This window comes from Streptococcus sp. KHUD_014, from assembly GCF_051106275.1.
Taxonomy (GTDB): domain Bacteria; phylum Bacillota; class Bacilli; order Lactobacillales; family Streptococcaceae; genus Streptococcus.
In genome coordinates, this window is sequence record NZ_CP193666.1 from 329,697 (window position 1) to 347,712 (window position 18,016).

Annotated in this window: 22 protein-coding genes and 1 pseudogene; 22 read left to right on the forward strand and 1 reads right to left on the reverse strand. The window is 38.2% G+C overall.

All coding sequences use genetic code 11. The annotated features are described in order from the left end of the window. Nucleotides 1-79 precede the first annotated feature (79 nt). The 22 genes and pseudogenes from ACORHT_RS01715 to ACORHT_RS01820 all read left to right on the forward strand — a co-directional run bounded on the left by ACORHT_RS01715 (nucleotide 80) and on the right by ACORHT_RS01820 (nucleotide 12,404). A complete protein-coding gene (locus ACORHT_RS01715; protein ID WP_434350380.1) occupies nucleotides 80-703 on the forward strand; it encodes a TipC family immunity protein in 624 nt (207 codons plus the stop codon). 16 nt (nucleotides 704-719) lie between these two features. Next, complete coding sequence (locus ACORHT_RS01720) at nucleotides 720-872, forward strand: hypothetical protein (protein WP_434350381.1); 153 nt, start codon at nucleotides 720-722, stop codon at nucleotides 870-872. 18 nt (nucleotides 873-890) lie between these two features. Further along, nucleotides 891-1,301: a hypothetical protein gene (locus ACORHT_RS01725; protein ID WP_434350382.1), complete on the forward strand. Its 411-nt coding sequence runs from the start codon at nucleotides 891-893 to the stop codon at nucleotides 1,299-1,301. A 208-nt stretch (nucleotides 1,302-1,509) separates the two neighbouring features. Beyond that, the gene (locus ACORHT_RS01730) at nucleotides 1,510-1,983 is read left to right on the forward strand and encodes a hypothetical protein (RefSeq protein WP_434350383.1); all 474 of its coding nucleotides are present in this window, start codon (nucleotides 1,510-1,512) and stop codon (nucleotides 1,981-1,983) included. Between the two features lie 354 nt (nucleotides 1,984-2,337). Next, nucleotides 2,338-2,550, forward strand: a complete 213-nt coding sequence (locus ACORHT_RS01735) for an Imm70 family immunity protein (RefSeq protein WP_434350384.1) — start codon at nucleotides 2,338-2,340, stop codon at nucleotides 2,548-2,550. 282 nt (nucleotides 2,551-2,832) lie between these two features. Further along, on the forward strand, nucleotides 2,833-3,249 hold the full coding sequence (locus ACORHT_RS01740; RefSeq protein WP_434350385.1) for a hypothetical protein: 417 nt from the start codon (nucleotides 2,833-2,835) through the stop codon (nucleotides 3,247-3,249). A gap of 132 nt (nucleotides 3,250-3,381) precedes the next feature. After that, the gene (locus ACORHT_RS01745; protein ID WP_434350386.1) at nucleotides 3,382-3,603 is read left to right on the forward strand and encodes a hypothetical protein; all 222 of its coding nucleotides are present in this window, start codon (nucleotides 3,382-3,384) and stop codon (nucleotides 3,601-3,603) included. A 61-nt stretch (nucleotides 3,604-3,664) separates the two neighbouring features. Further along, on the forward strand, nucleotides 3,665-4,081 hold the full coding sequence (locus tag ACORHT_RS01750; RefSeq protein WP_414284289.1) for a hypothetical protein: 417 nt from the start codon (nucleotides 3,665-3,667) through the stop codon (nucleotides 4,079-4,081). 47 nt (nucleotides 4,082-4,128) lie between these two features. Beyond that, nucleotides 4,129-4,557, forward strand: a complete 429-nt coding sequence (locus ACORHT_RS01755) for a hypothetical protein (protein WP_434350387.1) — start codon at nucleotides 4,129-4,131, stop codon at nucleotides 4,555-4,557. Between the two features lie 230 nt (nucleotides 4,558-4,787). After that, entirely contained in the window at nucleotides 4,788-5,054 is a 267-nt protein-coding gene (locus ACORHT_RS01760; RefSeq protein WP_434350388.1) for a DUF6881 domain-containing protein, read from the forward strand. A 44-nt stretch (nucleotides 5,055-5,098) separates the two neighbouring features. Then, on the forward strand, nucleotides 5,099-5,443 hold the full coding sequence (locus tag ACORHT_RS01765; RefSeq protein ID WP_434350389.1) for a hypothetical protein: 345 nt from the start codon (nucleotides 5,099-5,101) through the stop codon (nucleotides 5,441-5,443). 106 nt (nucleotides 5,444-5,549) lie between these two features. Then, entirely contained in the window at nucleotides 5,550-5,978 is a 429-nt protein-coding gene (locus ACORHT_RS01770) for a hypothetical protein (protein WP_434350390.1), read from the forward strand. A gap of 92 nt (nucleotides 5,979-6,070) precedes the next feature. Further along, nucleotides 6,071-6,457 carry a hypothetical protein gene (locus ACORHT_RS01775; protein WP_434350391.1) on the forward strand — a complete coding sequence of 129 codons (387 nt, stop codon included), beginning with the start codon at nucleotides 6,071-6,073 and terminating at the stop codon, nucleotides 6,455-6,457. 94 nt (nucleotides 6,458-6,551) lie between these two features. Next, nucleotides 6,552-6,869 (forward strand): hypothetical protein, encoded by a 318-nt coding sequence (locus tag ACORHT_RS01780; protein ID WP_434350392.1) that lies wholly within the window; start codon nucleotides 6,552-6,554, stop codon nucleotides 6,867-6,869. 112 nt (nucleotides 6,870-6,981) lie between these two features. Further along, nucleotides 6,982-7,242, forward strand: a complete 261-nt coding sequence (locus tag ACORHT_RS01785) for a hypothetical protein (protein ID WP_075228853.1) — start codon at nucleotides 6,982-6,984, stop codon at nucleotides 7,240-7,242. 64 nt (nucleotides 7,243-7,306) lie between these two features. Beyond that, nucleotides 7,307-7,870 carry a hypothetical protein gene (locus ACORHT_RS01790; RefSeq protein ID WP_075228852.1) on the forward strand — a complete coding sequence of 188 codons (564 nt, stop codon included), beginning with the start codon at nucleotides 7,307-7,309 and terminating at the stop codon, nucleotides 7,868-7,870. A gap of 388 nt (nucleotides 7,871-8,258) precedes the next feature. Continuing rightward, nucleotides 8,259-8,771 carry a GNAT family N-acetyltransferase gene (locus ACORHT_RS01795; protein ID WP_434350393.1) on the forward strand — a complete coding sequence of 171 codons (513 nt, stop codon included), beginning with the start codon at nucleotides 8,259-8,261 and terminating at the stop codon, nucleotides 8,769-8,771. Nucleotides 8,772-8,918: 147 nt separating this feature from the next. Further along, nucleotides 8,919-9,605 carry an XRE family transcriptional regulator gene (locus ACORHT_RS01800; RefSeq protein ID WP_434350394.1) on the forward strand — a complete coding sequence of 229 codons (687 nt, stop codon included), beginning with the start codon at nucleotides 8,919-8,921 and terminating at the stop codon, nucleotides 9,603-9,605. 3 nt (nucleotides 9,606-9,608) lie between these two features. Then, nucleotides 9,609-11,024, forward strand: a complete 1,416-nt coding sequence (locus ACORHT_RS01805; protein ID WP_434350395.1) for a Y-family DNA polymerase — start codon at nucleotides 9,609-9,611, stop codon at nucleotides 11,022-11,024. Next, the gene (locus ACORHT_RS01810) at nucleotides 11,021-11,383 is read left to right on the forward strand and encodes a hypothetical protein (RefSeq protein ID WP_434350396.1); all 363 of its coding nucleotides are present in this window, start codon (nucleotides 11,021-11,023) and stop codon (nucleotides 11,381-11,383) included. Before ACORHT_RS01805 ends, ACORHT_RS01810 begins: the two co-directional genes overlap by 4 nt. Then, nucleotides 11,376-11,660 (forward strand): annotated as a pseudogene (locus ACORHT_RS01815) (DUF5960 family protein). Before ACORHT_RS01810 ends, ACORHT_RS01815 begins: the two are co-directional and overlap by 8 nt. A 48-nt stretch (nucleotides 11,661-11,708) precedes the next feature. Beyond that, nucleotides 11,709-12,404, forward strand: a complete 696-nt coding sequence (locus ACORHT_RS01820; RefSeq protein WP_434350397.1) for a hypothetical protein — start codon at nucleotides 11,709-11,711, stop codon at nucleotides 12,402-12,404. 262 nt (nucleotides 12,405-12,666) lie between these two features. Here ACORHT_RS01820 and ACORHT_RS01825 read toward each other — a convergent pair whose 3' ends face one another. After that, nucleotides 12,667-18,000, reverse strand: a complete 5,334-nt coding sequence (locus ACORHT_RS01825; RefSeq protein ID WP_434350398.1) for an SIALI-17 repeat-containing surface protein — start codon at nucleotides 17,998-18,000, stop codon at nucleotides 12,667-12,669. Between the last annotated feature and the right edge of the window lie 16 nt (nucleotides 18,001-18,016).

Consider the following 18,016-nt stretch of genomic DNA (forward strand, 5'->3'; position numbering starts at 1 on the left):
TTATGATTTTATTCGAAGTTTAGAAGAGGGTAAAAATGATTTGCAAGATTATATTGATTAACAAGAAAGAGGTCGCAAAATGAATAAAAAAATGTTTTATACCTTATCTATAGGGGCGTTTTTAATCATGCTACTACCGCTCGCTTTCATTTTTTTAAAGCCACGATATAGTAATGTTTTTGAAGAAATTTATCATGACGAGTACCATCATACTGTAGGGTCCTGGTTATCTCCAACAGCCTCTACTTTAGAATCTTTACCCGATATGGAAAAAAAACGTACAAGAGGCTTACTATACGGAGTAACCGGGGAAAACTACAAGAAAAATAGCTTACCTAAAAATATTCATAGTATTAATTACGTATTCGAATATCCTGATAATGAGTTGGGAAATGGGAATGTTTTAATTGTCATAAATGTTGATTTGCCTAACTCAGATATTTTACAGGTTGAATACATGTATCAACATCAATCAAATCAACTAATTCAGAAAATAAGGATATATTCAGATGATTATAAGCAAGAGTATCCAGTCGAACAATACATCACTCAAAACAAACTAGATGTAAAAGTATACACTGAAATTGCAAATGATATTTTGAAAAATAAACTTATTTCAGATTGGCGTTCCGTCTATCCTAGTCAATTTTCAGTTGAAAATTGGGGGAATGTAAAGATGATTAGCGAATACATACTGGATTAAAGAAAAATCCCACTTCGTGTTCTATGATGTTGTTCTAGAATGCTGGTTTAAAAATGCTAGTCAAGCTTACTCAGTTGACAGTCTTGGGGATGTAGAGATTGTGCCGCTCAGTTTTATTGCTAACAAAAGCAGTCCAGATGATTATATTCCATGGGATAAGTATGAATGAATATTATTGAATAGAGATATGAATATTGAACAAAAACAAAAAGAATTAGATTCAACAAATTATTGGGATGCACCTATTTACAATTTTTATGTGTCCTATTTTGGGGATGAAACTGTTATTGAGTATGAGGATAATCAAGAAAAATATTGGTGCGTAACCTTCCTTTTATGTGGTAAAGTCGAGTATACAACAGATGCTCTATGGAAGAATTGGCGAGATTATAATGTCAAAAGTTTGAAAAAGACACAACTTGGTTATTCCGCACAAAATTTCACGTTGATTCCGCATGCTAAAGATAAAAATTTTGTTGAGTGCAGAATTGATCTAGGTATTATGGATATGACAATTGTTTGTCGTGATATTCAGATAGAACATTTGGAGTTAAAGGATGCTCAATTCTTTTGGCAGGATAATGAAACTGTAGAATGAGTAAAGTGTAGTTAAACTGTTATCATAACGGATCGAAGAACAAGAAAAAACGTGTAATTTATTACTGAGTATTGAGTTTTTATAAGTCATTATAAAATCAATTTTTGCTATGAGAGCTGAACCAGATTATTAGGGACGGAATCATTCTCCAGAAATAATTTTGCCAGGTAGAATGCCGTTACTTAAAAAGAAATGAGGTTTTTTCTAAATGAAAGAAAAATATATGGATATGAAGTATATTCTTGAGTGTTTTAGAGAAGGTAATATGGAAATTCCCTTTGATATAGAAATATTAGATAGCACTGAAGGATTGCAACATATAGAATCTAGTGAATGGGAAGAGCTTATTTGGGAATTTCGTAGTGAATTCTTACTTAAGAACAAAGGCCAGGTCAGATCTGGAATAGGAAAAATCTGGAATGAAAATGCAGCCTACTTTCGTAAATCTATTGAACCTATATTAAAAGAATACCTACAGAAAAATTTTTTGCCACAGGCATGCATAGATTCTATTTTATTTGATATAAGCACTCTTAGAAACTATAAATTACTGCAAGACGATTTTGGGATAGAGTCTTCTTTTCATGATGATTTACTTTTGATTTATGAGGGAGGCTACATTCCAGTTGGCTATCAAGGTAATTATCCAGAGGGGCACTTTAAGGTGATGAAAATTGTTTAGCCCAACATGAATATCTTCCATTGAACTTATAAAGTATTTTACACTTCATACAGAGGAGAGCACAGATGTTTTCTATATGAATTGTTCTGCAAACTGACATAGTCACTTGTCTCAAAAGTTCAATCAATACAATTGTACCAAGCTTTCGAAACGCTTCATGGTTCACACCATGAGGTGTTTTTTAATGAATTTTAGAAAAGCCCATACAACTTTACTTGAAAGAATGCTATAATAGCTTAGAATGAGAGATTCTCTGTTGAAATAAATTAATGGGGGATTACGATGTCACTTGCCTAAAGGTTGGCTTGATCTATTAGACAATTGGATTTTGAATTCCTTTTTTCAACTGTCTTCATGCGTCTTGAACATTCAAATTGGGGTAGTCGTTATCCAATCCTTATGAATGAATTGTATCAGGGGAGAGTTTCAGTATATCATTTAAAGAATTGTCTGCTCGAACTACAGAGTATTAGCATAGAGTTTAGCACATTATCGTCTTATGATAATATTTTGGGCTTTGAACATGCAATTTCTATGGGGAAAAGTGTTGAAATCTCTACTTGGTAGGTTTCCTTGATTGCTTCATCATGCGAGGAAGATTGATTTTAAGTGACTATTGAAGTTTGAGAATTTGGATGTTTATATCTGTGGTGCTTTTAAAGTGACAAAAATTTTAAGACTTATAAGTATTTTTGACGATAGGATTTAGATCAAACTGAAATCAATCAGAATGCAAACGATCAAAGACTAGAGTACGACTTTGATAGGGCAAAAAACTGCCGCATATCCATGGCAGCGATGACATAATCGGAATGGTAGTTGTTACTGTAATAAGCGAAGGGAATAGACATGAGAGAATTTGAAATAAGGGAAAAACAAGATAAGATAAATCAGACGGAATATTGGGATGGTCGGATTCTAGATTTACAAATATTATATTTTGGTGATGAAGTTCATCTATATATAGAAAGTTATTATGAGAATAAAGTAGATTTAGAGGAATGTTGGAAAGTCAGTTTCCTTGCTTGTGCAGCACTGAATTATGAGACGGATGCACAAAATCGCAAAAAATTTAAAGTAAAAGATTTTACACAAAATTACTTGTATACCTGTCAAGAGATATCTCTTGAATATTACGATGACAGTTTTTTTCAAACCAGGATAGTTTTAGAAGGATTAGTCAAGTTCAATATCATTTCTAGGGATGTTACTGTTGAAAGAATCAAACGATCAGAACATGATTTTTTCTGGAGGAATAAGTCATAAATGTATTCAATTAATAGTGAGGTTGAAAGTAATACCAAAAAGATAAGGAACTCCTCCAGCTGGTACTTGTGGTGAATGAATACAATGGAGAGGTCAATTTAGTAATAATGGAACGAGATGAAGATATGTCATATGAATTTTTTTAAAAAATTATTATCCTATGGGGAAGAGTTTGTTCTATATTATCAAGATAGAAAGTTTTATATCAGTCAAAGGAAAGACTTAGGGGAGTTATATTTTACGGTTTCTGAGGAAGACTATCACATTTTTTATAGCCCAAAGGAACTTTTATCAGCACCATTAATCGATGGTGAGACCTTATTAGAAAGATGGAATGATTTTGCAGTTTATTAAGTCTATCCCAAAAGTTGATCATCCTATTCAAGTTATTACATAAAATCAGTAGAGGTGGGAAATGAGAGTCGTTTTATTGCCAATTTATTATAAGGATGAGAATCGAATAGAAACGTGTCAGATTTTTATTCGAGATAGCGAAGAATTATGTATTCTTGATGTTGATAGAGATTCGGGTTTTGAACGCTATGAAGCCGACTCTTTCTTTGAGGCGCTTACGAATTATCGTCTGGATTTGGAAAAGGAAGGCGGGATTCTCCAATGCAATGGAGCTGACAAGTGTGTATTTCCTTCTCCGATGCAGATGAATTTTGGTGGAGAAAAAGCCTATTTCTTGGAAATGGGAAAACAAGCTAGTTTAAACAATGTTTATGAGATTTTTGACCAAGATAAACCAAACTTAAACTGTGTCAGTGTCGCAGAACAGAAACAATTTTATGATGATTGGTTGACTAGCCTAGTAGGTGGGAGCCATTAAACCTGCTTTAAAAGTAGCTATCGGAACAAGTCTTAGTAAACTGTGTTTTGGACCGTGTGACAGATGAGAGAATTGTAGATGGACCTTATCACAGAAAATTTGGAGAATACGAGTTGAAAATAAGTGGACAATTGTCAAAGGATAATCAAAAGCTGACTTTTTTTGAGATTCTTTCCCAAATATCATCTAATCATGAAGATTGGTATATCTTTGAATGTGATGCTGTAGGAAAAGCTCCCAATAATCTGCCTATGCCAGAATTTGAAGATTTAGTCTTAAATTCAAAATATGGCTATCAGATGAGTTGGGCTGGACTTTTAAAATTTTCAAAGGGAATAGAGGATGTAAATAATTTAATAGTTGTTTCCTCTACAACTCCTGTTGAATTTGAAACTATAGAAAAAGGGACAGAAGCTTTGCAAGTAAGATTGGAAATATACGATAGTACTGCTTGGGAAATTGAATTTTATGGATGACCTTGTACAGTTTACTGTTACTAATGCCACATAGAAATGGGGGATTGCAGTTTTCTTAGTGGATAATGTCATCACTGAGTAGATTGAACGAAAGACTTGCCTAGCTTATGATATGGGCGGTATCTAAAGAAAGAAGATTTAGACTGGATAGATAGCTAGGGAATTAGGGGGATTAGATGTTGTATTATAAAACAATTTGGAATCATACGAATGACTGTGATCCGATCATAATGTATTCTGAAATAGACGAGGAACGCTATGAAACGAAACGATTAGATATCTACCATAATGGACACGTAGCTTACTTTGATACTCGGACCCCCTTGGAGTTGGGAGAAGCTCCATACCCAAGTGATTTTGATGCAATAAATGCTACAGGTGAGTTTGATGTGTCTGAAATATCAGCGATAGATTTTGAGAACATTCTAAAAATGTATGACACAGAAGCTTTAATCGAAGATTATTGTATCAAATTAGCTAGATGGGCAGAAAGGTAACAAGTATTTGCTGTTTTTTTCAATAGTAACAAGGGGGAACATTCATGTCAGATATTACATTTAAGCATTCTTTCTTTTCCTATCCACAATCATTAAAGGATTTAGTTTCCGAAGGTAGGGTTGATTTTGGTGTATGGTACTTGATGAATGACGATGAAACAGTGAGAAGATTTCGAGGTCTTCAAACAAGATATCCTGAGCGAACATTATATCCATTTGCAAGGAGAGGTGATAATGATGATATCGCCTGTTTTGAAGATGTTGATAGTACTCTAGTGCATATCATCCATGACTTTGCTGATTCAGGATGGGAACAAAGGGAAGTGTTTCCCACTATTGATGCCTGGTTAGAATACATTGAGGAGTGTAATCTTCAAGATAGATGGTGACTTGATGTTAGTGTGAACTTTGGGGGAGCTTAGCGCTATTGATGAAAATAGTCATCTATAAATATATGAGGAATTTATTTGGGGATAAATGGGAAGGAGAAAAATCTTGTTGCTATTTGATTTATCTACTAAGCAAAAAGAGCTTGAAGAACTAGATTATTGGGAAATGGGGATACTGGATTTAAAGATATCCTATTTTGGCGATGAAGTTTCTGTATGCATAGAGGATTATCATAACAAAGAAAAATACTGGGAAATTAAGTTTTTAGTATGCGCAAAAGTAGAGTATAGCAATGATGCTTTAGACATCCAGTGGAGAAAAGATCAACACGTCAAATATATGACTAGAGGGGAATTGCATCATCATGGTCAAGAAATTTCTTTACAAATTTATGAGGAGAATCCTGATTTTGTGAAGTGTATAGTTGATATTGGTTTGTTGCAAATGACAATTGTTTGTCGTGATATTCAGATAGAACATCTTGAGTTAAAGGATGCTCAGTTCTTTTGGCAGGATCGTGAAACTGTAGAATGAGTAAAGTGTAGCTAAACGATTATAATAACCGATCGAAGCACGAGAAAAAACGTATAATTTATTACCGAGTCTTGATAAATAGGAATGAAATGATGTTAAGTGTTGAATTGAGAATAGCGGTAGCAGACGTAACTATGATAGATAGCTTATTGAATTTATTAGATGTAAGTCAGCAGATTATTACTTCTCACTTTTATTATAAGAAGCAGGAACTAAGCTATTCAAGTGCTATAAAGTGGGATCAGTATTTTTCGAGTCCAGCTACTGGATATTTGCATGTGGGGCAAATATTTGTAGGAAGAGTTGTTGAAGATGCGATGATTATTATTTCAGGAAATAGCGATATCGTCGATTTTATCATTGAATTTCGCGTTGAACATCTGACAGATGAGGATATAAATAGTATTAAAAAATTTATCCTAAAATCTAATCGAACTATTTCAGATAAGGACATTGAAGTTATCTGTGAAGAGTATTGAGATTTGATAGGCTATTATAAGATTGGCGGACGTAATACTTTGGTAGGAAGCAAAAGAGATGAGCTCACTGGGGAGTTGACTGGAGGTAAATAAAATGACTTTTGATGATTTAAGAGAACTCTTACTCTCGATAGTTGAAGAAGACGCTATTATTTCGACTTTATTTTCGTTTTTTATTAAAAATAAAGGATATTCGCCTCAGATATTGGAAGAGATTATTTTTTATGGAGTGACAATAGGTTGGTTTGAAATAGTTAATGTCGAAAATAATGATATTCTCTATACAGATATCGAGTGGAGAATTGATAATGTCTTCCAAGAAATCGTTTTTTGCGATAATGATTTTGCTGTAAAGACTTTATTGACACAGGAAGGTGGAATTCCAGAATTATTCAGGAAATTTATCTTATGACAGGAACAATCTTCATTTGTCAAAGAGAGAATTTTGGTAACTTGAATCTCCAGGCCTATGCGATAAGGAAGTTCAACATACCCCTAATAAAAATAGAAAGACTAGATAAAGCATGACAGATAAGCAAGCACTATTTTTACAAGAACTACAAATCATCCAGGAGCAAGCTGTAAATATGAATATCCATCAGAGTGATTTAACTAAAGAAGAACTGCTTTTTAATGTTAGTTATGATACTTTGGTTTTGATGATGGAATTGTTGGATGGCTATCGTAATATGAATTTAGAGTTATCTGATAAAGAGAGTAAGGAAGTTTTAAATAAGAATATACAATTACATGATGGGGTTGTTGATTTTTTGAAGTCATTTTAATTTAGCTAAGATGTGACATGTGCTCTAATCTCCATAAAATAGGGAGTGAATAGGAGGAGAGGAAATGGTTGGAGATCTTTTGAAAATCGATAGGATTAAGACGCTATTGCTCGAGAATGGGATTTCTTTGGAACCAGGTCTAAGTGATGAAGAAATACAAAAAGTTGAGACAATCTATGGAATTGAATTTCCTGAGCAGTGGTTGGCAGTCTATCAACAATTATTGCCTATTTCAGAAGGTTTTTATAACTGGAGAGATTTCTCAGCTGAAAATATAGAACATATGAAACGGAACCTAGCTGCTCCCTATGATGGAATTTTGAACAGTTTGGATGAACTGGTGTGGGATGCATCTTGGGGGATCGAGCCGACTACACTCTTGGACAGAAATGTACAAATCAGGAAAATATTGGGATCAGCACCTCGCTTAATCCCCTTATGTGGGCATCGTTTTCTCCCTAGTTATGAGAATCAGGAGATGCCGATTTTATCAGTAGTGGATTTAGATATTATTTATTATGGCAAAGACTTATACGATTATTTTGAGATTGAATTTGGAAATAGAGAACTTTCTCTGGCTTTAAAAGAATATAAGCAAGTACCCTTCTGGACGAGTGACTTTTATTAAATGTTTTTACAAAGATAACTGGTCGCACCCTTGAAAACTTCATCTTACTTTGCAAATGTGCTAAACTCACGATTGGAATTTCTAGATGTCAAGTTAGAGTTTGATCTGTAACTAAATGCCAGGATAAGAGTCGTATTTGCTCTGATAGGAAAGCATGTATCGCTGTGGGTTAGTGCTTTTAAAACAGCTTCCATAGGCGTTCCAGCCTGTTTAGCAAGATGTTGGAATTTATGAGGACCTTGATGGATATTATTTTTCTTCATAGTATCTTGTGTTATAATGTAGATACGATATGAAAAAATTAAGATATCTCTTTAAGTTCTGTAAATGTCACTTTGTGTGAACATGAGTAAATTTGAGTTTAGAGAATGATAGGAGATGGTTTACAATGATAAGTTTAGAGTTGATGTCTGAAGAAAATAGTATAGATATTTATTCTTTTGAAAAAGAAAATCGGGAGTATTTTGAGCGGAGTCTACCTCCTAGACCAGCCCACTATTTTGACTTAGAAGGTTTTAAAGAACTTACAAGGGAATTGTTAAGGGAACAAGAGAATCATGATGTCTACATGCATCTTATTAGAGATGCACAAGGTACTATGGTCGGAAGAATCAATTTAAGTGTCTTAGAGGATGATCGAAAAACAGCAGAACTTGGATATAGGATCGGAGAAAATGTTACCAATTTAGGATATGCCAGCGAAGCGGTTAAACTCGTTTTAGAAAAGGCCTTTACTACTTATGGTTTACATAAGATTATCGCAGGGACGGCAAGGGACAATCTGGCCTCTCAGAGAGTGCTTTTAAAAAATGGTTTCACCTTTAGTAGAATCATAGAGAATGACTTTCAAATGCATAACGAGTGGATTCATACGGCAGTATTTGAGATAAGGAATCTATAGCATCATTATTCCCAATAGTCTGCTAAACCTCAACATTCCTAGTAGACATTTGTCTACTTTTTTTATATAATAAAACTAAACCAAAAAGGTTGAATTTTTTAAAATAAAGTCAACCTGCAACGAAAGCATCAGACTAGGAGGTAAAATATGTACCAACCAGAAAAACTCAAGGCTCGGAGAAAAGAGCTAAAGCTAACACAGAAAGAGATTGCAGAGCAGCTTGGGATTAGTTTTCAGGCTTATTCAGCTTGGGAACGTGGAGTCAAGGAACCTTCCGAAGAAAAGGTTAGACAGCTAGAAGAGATTTTAAAAGTGCCAAAAGGTTATTTCACCCAAATCGAAATTGTCCGTCTCTATAACAGCCTCTCTAATCAAGGAAAAGAGAAGGTAGTGGTCTATGCTCGCGATCTGGCTCAAGAAGAACAAGCCAAGAAGGTGACGCTTATTTCAGAAAAACTTTTCGAGTATCATGTATACGAACGTATGTCAGCCGGTATCGGAGCTTCAGTTTATGATGATCGCAACTTTGATACGGTTTATTTCAATGAGGAACTAGCCCACGACTTTGCTTCCTGGGTATCAGGGGATTCTATGGAGCCCAAATATCAAAATGGTTCAGTAGCTTTGATTCGTGAGACCGGATTTGATTATGACGGTGCTGTCTATGCAGTGGTTTGCAATAACCAGACCTATATCAAACGGGTCTATCGAGAAGAAGATGGTCTGCGTTTGGTCTCCATCAATCCTAAATATAAGGATATTCACATTTCTTACGAAGAAGATCCGCAGATTGTGGGTATTATCGTGGGTAATTTTGTACCCATGGAGGGATAGCCTATGGGCTACTTTGATTATTCCAGAGAGCCCAAAAGTGATATTGCCTTTGTCGATATGAAATCCTTTTATGCCAGTGTTGAGTGTGTGGAAAGAGGGCTTCATCCTCTTAAAACCTCCCTTTGTGTCATGAGTCGGGCGGATAATTCTGTTGGGCTTATTCTTGCCTCCTCGCCTATGTTTAAAAAGGTCTTTGGGAAAGCAAATGTAGGTCGTGCTCATGACCTGCCTTTTGATATCAAGACGCGCAAATTTTCCTACTACAATGCTAAGAAACAAGGCCTACCTACGGATTCAGCTTATGTGAAATTTATCGAGGATTGGGCTCAAGTGACCGTCATTGTCCCTCCTCGGATGGATAAGTATATCTCAGTCAATCTGGAAATCCAAGGAATTTTTCAGAATTATGGCAGTCCAGATGATATTTATCCTTATTCAATTGATGAAGGCTTTATTGATCTAACCAGTTCGCTCAATTATTTTGTCCCGGACCAGCAGATTTCTCGCAAAGATAAGCTAGATATGCTTTCGGCTCGTATCCAGAGGGATATCTGGCGACAGACCGGGATTTACTCGACAGTCGGTATGTCTAATGCCAATCCCCTGCTTGCTAAGTTGGCCTTGGATAATGAAGCCAAGCACACACCGACTATGCGAGCCAATTGGTCTTACCAAGATGTGGAGGATAAGGTCTGGTCCATTCCAAAGATGACTGACTTTTGGGGGATTGGGCATCGGATGGAGAAGCGCTTGAATAGTTTGGGAATCTATTCAATTAAGGAATTAGCCAATAGCAATCCTGATGTCCTGAAGAAGGAACTTGGCCAAGCTGGACTTCGCTTGTGGTTTCATGCCAATGGAATTGATGAGAGTAATGTTCACAATATATATAAGCCAAAATCGCATGGCTTGGGCAATTCGCAAATTTTACCGAGAGACTACGTTAAGAAGCGAGACATCGAAATTATCCTTCGAGAGATGGCTGAGCAGGTGGCTATCAGGCTTCGACGGGCCAGAAAGAAGACGACAGTTGTGTCTATTCATCTTGGATTTTCGAAGCAGGAACAAAAACGCTCCATCCATACCCAGATGAAGGTTGAGCCGACCAATAATACCAGTCTTTTAGTCAGTTATGTACTGAAATTATTCCATAGCAAATATACTTATGGAGCCGTCAGAAGTGTTGCCGTTAGTTATTCAGGATTTGTGGATGAATCCTTTGGTTTGATTTCCCTTTTTGATGATGTTGATAAAGTAGAAAAAGAAGAAAGGCTCCAGACTGCCATTGATTCTATTCGAGAGCAATTCGGCTTTACTTCTCTCTTGAAGGCGACTGCCTTAGAGGATGCATCGAGAAGTATTGCCAGAAGTAAGCTGATCGGAGGGCACTCTGCTGGAGGATTAGATGGCCTAAAATGATTGATCGTTCTTATTTGCCCTTTCAATCCGCGAGGGACTATCAAGATCCAGGCATGCAGAAGTGGATGGGCTTTTTTCTATCGGAGCATACCAGTTCACTCAGTGCAGAAAAAAATCGTGTCGATTTGTCGACCGATTTGAATCCAGTCGAGAAGTTGTTGCTGCTTTCCCAGCTCTACGTTGGACGGCTAAAAGGCTCTTTTGTGGTCAAGGAGAAAAATCATAAAGGCACGATATTGGGTGAAGTAAGAGAATTATCTCCTCAAGAAATCTCTATTAGAACCGATGAAGGCTATCGATTAATAAGAGTAGATGATATTCTCACCATCCAACTTTGTCAGGAGGAAGTTGATGACTAGAAAAGAGTTATATGAAAACAAATTGCAGATGGATTATTTTTCAGATGACTACATCCGCTTTGAAGAAGATTTCCAAAAATAATCTGCCATGAATGTACCCCTGACTTTTTTGATTGATGATATTCTACGAACCATGGCTCTCAACCAAAAGAACTACTTTGTCTTGAACAAGGAAAATGCCAAGGATGGCAGGGAACATCGGTTTTATTTTAGGGTCAGGATGGAAAAAGATTGTCCAGGGACCCGAAACTATACCTATCTAGGACTTAAGAGTTGAAGGATAGTGGGGTCAAGGGAATTTTACAGAAATCAATAGAGGTAGTGTATGAATGAAAAATTAAATTTTTTAAAGAAATATGTGCCATCTGGAGAGATGGTCGAGATTTTATCTAATTTTGAAAATCTGTCCAGCCATATGATTCCACAATATTGGTGCGATGCGTTTCAAACATCAGATTTTTCTAAAAGAAAACAAATCATCCTAGGAGAGTGGAGAAAATATCTAGCTGAAGAACTCAGCAATACGATCTCTTATCTAGAAGAGTTTTTGGAAACTATAGATCTTATCAAAATTGGACCTAGCTATTCCTTGCTTTATTCTATTAGAACTTATCAGAGCAAGAGTCTAGTATTTTATGAGGGGAAAATGCCGATTTCGGATCAAGAGTTTACAGACCACTTTAATCAATCAAAACTAGAACTTGACGGAAGTATCCGTGATTTCTATACACACATTCATGCAGGTTTTAATGATTATACGAGTAAAAGTATGGGATTAGACGACCTAGATATGATTGAACCAATAGCCGATTATGCTTGGGAATTTGATGAGCAGTTAACAGCTGATATTTCCTGTTATTACAATTTTTTTAGCAATGGTATGGGAACGTATCTCGTATTAGACTTGTCTAAACCAATAGATGAAGGAGGTGTATTTTGGTCAAAGGATGAGTTACCAGAATATCCGATACCTTTTTGGGATTATGTAGATGAGTGGATTATTTTGGGTCTTGATTTCTAGGTGTTTGCTTGTCAGTGACTTTATTGATAAGGTTGAAACAGAAAAAGGATGGAATGCTTTTCCATCCTTTTTTATATAGGAATAAATTTTTATTCCTGGGGGGGACAATTTTTATACTCTTCGAAAATCTCTTCAAACCGCGTCAACGTCGCCTTGGATTATATATGTGACTGATTTCGTCAGTCTTATCTACAACCTCAAAGCAGTGCTTTGAGCAACCTGCGGCTAGTTTCCTAGTTTGCTCTTTGATTTTCATTGAGTATTAATCTTTCTTACTTTTTAGTAAGAAGGCAGCCGAGAGGGCTAGGCTGAGACTTGCCATAAAGAGGAGAGGACTAGTTTGCTCACCAGTATCTGGAAGTTGTTTTTCATTCGTAGAAGCTTTATCATTGGCATCTTTTCTTTGAGCCAATGGTGTTGTAGTTTCTACCTTTGTTTCGTCTGTCTGGGCTGGCACTGGTTTAACAGTTGTGCTCTCTGTCTTATAGACAATAGCATAGGTATTCAGGTCAAGAGCGATAAACTCAAGATATCCATCTCGGATGGTGAATTCTTGTGATTTCAAGTCTTTTGTCGGAGTCAACTGATAGAGTTCTTGGACAGCACCTGAAACTGGTAAACGAACGAGTACAGCACCTTTTGGTTGAACTAGTTTACCATCTTTATCCTTGAGTTGAAGGGCATAAGCATCGTATTTTTTGCCTAAGAGTTCTTTGTTTTCAACTTTTTGACTGTCAAGGTAACTTGCTCCTTCGAGTTCAGTTGTTCCACTAATAACTTGAGCTCTTGTGGTTTGATCTTTCATTACTTTGAGTTTAAACTCAGGAAGTGTGATACTTGGTGCTTCTTGGTCTCCTGCAGTACCGATAGGCTCAGTGTATTCAGGAATAACCACAGAAGGCGCTTCCTGGTCTCCCGCAGTTCCGATAGGCTCGGTGTATTCAGGGATTACCACAGAAGGCGCTTCCTGATCTCCTGAAGTACCGATAGGCTCAGTGTATTCAGGAATAACCACAGAAGGTGCTTCCTGATCACCTGCAGTACCGATAGGCTCGGTGTATTCAGGGATTACCACAGAAGGCGCTTCTTGGTCACCTGCAGTTCCGATAGGTTCAGTGTATTCAGGAATTATTACGGAAGGTGCTTCTTGGTCACCTGCAGTGCTGATAGGTTCAGTGTATTCAGGGATAACCACAGAAGGTGCTTCTTGGTCACCTGCAGTTCCGATAGGCCCAGTATATTCAGGAATTACCACAGAAGGCGCTTCTTGGTCACCTGCAGTTCCGATAGGCTCTGTGTACTCAGGAATTACCACAGAAGGTGCTTCTTGGTCACCTGCAGTTCCGATAGGATCTGTGTACTCAGGAATGGTTACAACTGGAGCAGGCTCATCCCCTTTACTTGTAAGGATTTTTTCTTCAACTGGAGCAGTTTCGTCCTTAGGAAAGACAGTTACAACAGGACTAGTAGTTGTTGTATCTTTGATGGCATAAGCTTCTATCGAATTGCCAGCTTTACGATCTGTAGCCTCAGGAATATCTAGTTGAACCTTGTTGTCCTTAATGGTTAATACTGTTTGTTCGCCCGATGTGACAAGATGGTCCTCATCGACTTTTCTGAGTAGGAGAGGATCTTTGATGCCAGGGAAGGTCACAGCGATAGCATCCCAATTACCAGCTGGTAGGGTTAGAGTAACAGTCTTGTCTTCTTTCTTAACGGCTTCAAGGCTTGGACTATCGAGTGACACAGACGGAGCTTTTAAGATATCAAAGGAATCAAGAGAAACTTTTTTTCGTCCTTGGGGAGAATTCGGATCTACTTTCAAAGTAAGAACGTGATCGCCATCTGCTAGATTGGTAAATTCGCCAATTAATGCACCTTTTTCAGTCGCTCCTGGAGTGTAGAAGTCAAGAGCTGGCATCTCTTTTCCATCCAGTGTGACAAGTGCCTTGCCTAGTGATGCCGTTTTTAATCCATAGATTCGGATACCTGTTCCAGAGAATGGAATGGTTGCAGTGGCTTCAGAAGCGAGGCTATCATCAGCGTTGATGTCAGCGTATTTTTCTGTAGAAGCATAGAGTTCTGCATCGCTCCAATCCTTAAACATGGAACCATACTGGATACGAGGGTCACGGTCGTCAATCTTCTCAACAGCTTCTCCTTGGCCTGGAAAGACTTTGAAGTAATCGAGAGAAATTTTTGCACGCTCATTGGCACGTCCTTTGTGCTCGCGCTTAACAGTGATGGTCATCAAATGAGGACCTGAGGATAGATTTGTGTAACGTCCTATCAATACACCTTTTTCAGTTGCTCCTGCTGTATAGAAGTCAAGTTCTCCAACAGACTTGCCATCGATTTTAACGTCAGCAAGTCCCAATTGAGATGACTTGAGTCCGTAGATTTCAATACCAGGTCCATTGAATGGAATGGTTGCAGTCGCATCTTTATCAGAATAATTTCCATTTGAGATATCAGCGTATTTCTCTGTTCCACCAAATAGTTCTGTGTCAGACCAATTTCCAAAGGCAGAGCCGTACTGGATGCGCTTGTCACGGTCATCCACCAACTCACTGAAGGCATCGATAGAAGCAGGATCTGAAACTGGTGTTGTACGATCCCCTAGCATAGCCTTAACGGTATAAGTATAGGCATGGCTAGAATCAATCGAGCGATCGATAAAGTGAGTTTGGTTGGTGATAAACTCACGAACGCTAGGAGTTTGACTGTTTTCGTCCTTGCTTTCTCGTCGGATGACATAATGACTTGCTCCCTCAACTGTGTTAAAGTCGAGTTCAGCTGTAGCGGAATCTTTTCGAAGGGCTGATATGCGAGTCACTCGTCCAGGGAAGTTTTCAAAGGTAATGACATCACCTTTTTGAGTCGCAAGTTGGATACGGTTATCTTTGATACGGGTAGCTTGGACTCCCTTACCATTAATCTTAATCAAAGTTGCTTCAATATTTGGATAGTCTACAACCAAATCTCCACCAACATTTGAAAGGAAGGTGAGGGATTCAAGATTCTTTTCTTGCCATTTCATGCTGACTTCAAAGTTGCCACGGGCTACAAGACCAGAAACTTGCCCGTCTTTCCAAGCATCTGGAAGGGCTGGTAATGGTGCGATATAACCTATGTGAGACTGAAGGAGCATTTCTGCCATACCGCTGGTTGCGCCAAAGTTACCATCAATTTGGAAAGGCGCGTGCGTATCCCAGAGGTTTTCTAGGGTTGAAGATCTGAGCTGTTCAGCCAACAAACGGTGGGCACGATTTCCATCTAGGAGACGAGCCCAAAGATTGATTTTATTAGCCTTAGACCATCCAGTACCACCATCTCCACGGTGATTCAAGCTAGCACGCGCAGCCTCAAGATACTCAGGTTGATCCTTGCTAAATAGGGTACCAGGGAAGAGTCCGACCAGATGAGAAACGTGACGGTGGTGATTTTCAATGCCTTCGTTGGTGAATTGAGGGCTGTCTTCCTCAAACCACTCCTTGATACGACCATCTTGGTTGATATGAAGTGGTTTTAACTTATCAAATTTAGCCTTAACTTCTGTTACAAGGTCTTGATCCACTTTCAGATGGTTGGCCACTTCCATGTAGTCGTGGAATAACTGCCAAACTAGAGACTGGTCGAAGGTATTCCCAATAGTGATAGTTCCATGTTCTGGTGAGTAGGATGGAGAAGATACCCAACGGTCACTTGCTTGGTCATAATGCAGGAAGGAATTCCAGAACTTAGCAGTTTCCTTGAGCATTGGATAAATCTTTTCTTTAAGATAAGTTTCATCCTTGGTGAATTTATAGTAGTCGTAGACGTTCTGCATCATCCAAGCATTGGCAGCAGGAGACCAGCCCCAATAGTAATTCCAACCAGGAGTTGTCCAGCCAAATGGTGTCGCCTGAGTATGAACCAACCAACCGTTTTCTTGACCTTCTTTGGATTCGATACCTGCGTATTCTTTAGCAGCGATACGACCATAGTAGCGCATATCATCAATGTAATTGATCATTGGCTTGGCAGTTTCTGCAAGATTGCTCATGTAGGCAGGCCAGTAGTTCATCTGTAGGTTGACATTGAGGTGATAGTCAGAGTTCCAGGGTGGATTATCTACAGCGTTCCAGACTCCTTGCAAGTTGGCAGGAAGGGCATCAGTCCGGTCACGAGAAGAACTGATGAGGAGGTAACGTCCGTACTGGAAGAAGAGTTCTTCTAGCTTTTGGCCTTTTGTTGGATTATAAGTTTGAAGAGCATCTTTTGTAGTTTGATTAGACTTACTACCACCGAGGTTTAATTGAACACGATTGAAAAGGCTTTGGTAATCCTTGATGTGATCATTTTTCAGACTTTCATAGTCTTTTGCCTTGGCAGCATCTACGATAGATTTGACAGTTTTTTCTACATCAATATCTTTGCGGTAATTGGTTTTTGGATTTTGAGCAAAATTAGTCTTGGCACTGAGTAGCAGTGTTGCATAGCTTGCTCCTGTAACGGTCAAATAACCATCTTGAGCAGTGACTTGTCCGTCAGTCTTGATACCAAGATAAGAGGCAAATTGAAGGCCATTATCTTTAACAGTACCCTTGAGCAAAATACCATTAGAATCTACACTGACAGTCCCTTTTTTGTAATTAGAATTATCCCAAGAATACTGTCCATTAGCAATTAGGTCTTCTGTTAAGCTATTCCAAAGCGTAAAATCAAGGGTCTTATCCCCTTTTTTACTCAAGTGGGTGACAGTAACATCGTCTGGGAAGCTAGAGAAGGTCTCACGTTTGAAGCTTGTCCCGTCTTGGGTATAAGAGGTAGTTGTGATAGCTTCAGAAATATCCAAGCCACGGTAGTAGTCGGTAACATTCTCCAAGCCTTTCTTTTGGTTATTGAAGACCATAAAGACATCACCGAAGGCTAGGTAGCGACCATATTGGGCATTATTAGGCCCAACGAGATTTCTTTCAGCTAGGCGTTTTGCTTTTTGACGGTCTCCGTCTTCTAAGGCCTTACGGATTTCTGCTAAGACTTTGTAGCGATCTTTGTAGTTTCCGCCGTTGTAGTCTTGACTATCTGGCTGTGGGCCTCCAGACCAAAGGGTTTTTTCATTGTACTGGATTCTTTCTTCACCAATCAAGCCAAAGACTTTGGCACCCATTTCTCCATTTCCGACTGGAAGGGCTTGTTTTTCCCATCCGTCATAGGAAGGAGCAGTTGGTTGGTTGTAATGTAGTTCGTAATGTTCTTGTTTGTTCACAGGAAGTTCTGGTTTCTCGCTCTCCTTATTTTCAGCAGGAGCGGTAGCTGTACTTGTATCTGACTGACTACTTGTTTGAGGTAACTCTGGTTCTGCGATGGTTTGCTTCTCAGATGATTCAGCTATAGGCTGAGTCTCTGTGTTAGAAGTAACAACTTCCTCAACTTTCGTATCCGGTTTAGCAGAGGTTTCAGTAATTGTTGCCTCACTTTCCGGAATCTCAATACCATCAGCAGCCACACCCTGTGCTGCTAAAAAAACAGCTCCTAGTAAAACAGAGGCAGCTCCGATGCTCAATTTTCGGATGCTATACTTGCAGGATTTTTCCCAATATCTTTTATCCACAAAATTCTCCTTTCTC

Coding starts and splice junctions, on each gene's coding strand:
- ACORHT_RS01715 (WP_434350380.1), top strand. CDS start 80: ATGAATAAAAAAATGTTTTATACCTTATCTATAGGGGCGTTTTTAATC.
- ACORHT_RS01725 (WP_434350382.1), top strand. CDS start 891: ATGAATATTGAACAAAAACAAAAAGAATTAGATTCAACAAATTATTGG.
- ACORHT_RS01730 (WP_434350383.1), top strand. CDS start 1,510: ATGAAAGAAAAATATATGGATATGAAGTATATTCTTGAGTGTTTTAGA.
- ACORHT_RS01735 (WP_434350384.1), top strand. CDS start 2,338: ATGCGTCTTGAACATTCAAATTGGGGTAGTCGTTATCCAATCCTTATG.
- ACORHT_RS01740 (WP_434350385.1), top strand. CDS start 2,833: ATGAGAGAATTTGAAATAAGGGAAAAACAAGATAAGATAAATCAGACG.
- ACORHT_RS01745 (WP_434350386.1), top strand. CDS start 3,382: ATGAATTTTTTTAAAAAATTATTATCCTATGGGGAAGAGTTTGTTCTA.
- ACORHT_RS01750 (WP_414284289.1), top strand. CDS start 3,665: ATGAGAGTCGTTTTATTGCCAATTTATTATAAGGATGAGAATCGAATA.
- ACORHT_RS01760 (WP_434350388.1), top strand. CDS start 4,788: ATGTATTCTGAAATAGACGAGGAACGCTATGAAACGAAACGATTAGAT.
- ACORHT_RS01765 (WP_434350389.1), top strand. CDS start 5,099: ATGTCAGATATTACATTTAAGCATTCTTTCTTTTCCTATCCACAATCA.
- ACORHT_RS01775 (WP_434350391.1), top strand. CDS start 6,071: ATGTTAAGTGTTGAATTGAGAATAGCGGTAGCAGACGTAACTATGATA.
- ACORHT_RS01780 (WP_434350392.1), top strand. CDS start 6,552: ATGACTTTTGATGATTTAAGAGAACTCTTACTCTCGATAGTTGAAGAA.
- ACORHT_RS01785 (WP_075228853.1), top strand. CDS start 6,982: ATGACAGATAAGCAAGCACTATTTTTACAAGAACTACAAATCATCCAG.
- ACORHT_RS01790 (WP_075228852.1), top strand. CDS start 7,307: ATGGTTGGAGATCTTTTGAAAATCGATAGGATTAAGACGCTATTGCTC.
- ACORHT_RS01795 (WP_434350393.1), top strand. CDS start 8,259: ATGATAAGTTTAGAGTTGATGTCTGAAGAAAATAGTATAGATATTTAT.
- ACORHT_RS01800 (WP_434350394.1), top strand. CDS start 8,919: ATGTACCAACCAGAAAAACTCAAGGCTCGGAGAAAAGAGCTAAAGCTA.
- ACORHT_RS01805 (WP_434350395.1), top strand. CDS start 9,609: ATGGGCTACTTTGATTATTCCAGAGAGCCCAAAAGTGATATTGCCTTT.
- ACORHT_RS01810 (WP_434350396.1), top strand. CDS start 11,021: ATGATTGATCGTTCTTATTTGCCCTTTCAATCCGCGAGGGACTATCAA.
- ACORHT_RS01820 (WP_434350397.1), top strand. CDS start 11,709: ATGAATGAAAAATTAAATTTTTTAAAGAAATATGTGCCATCTGGAGAG.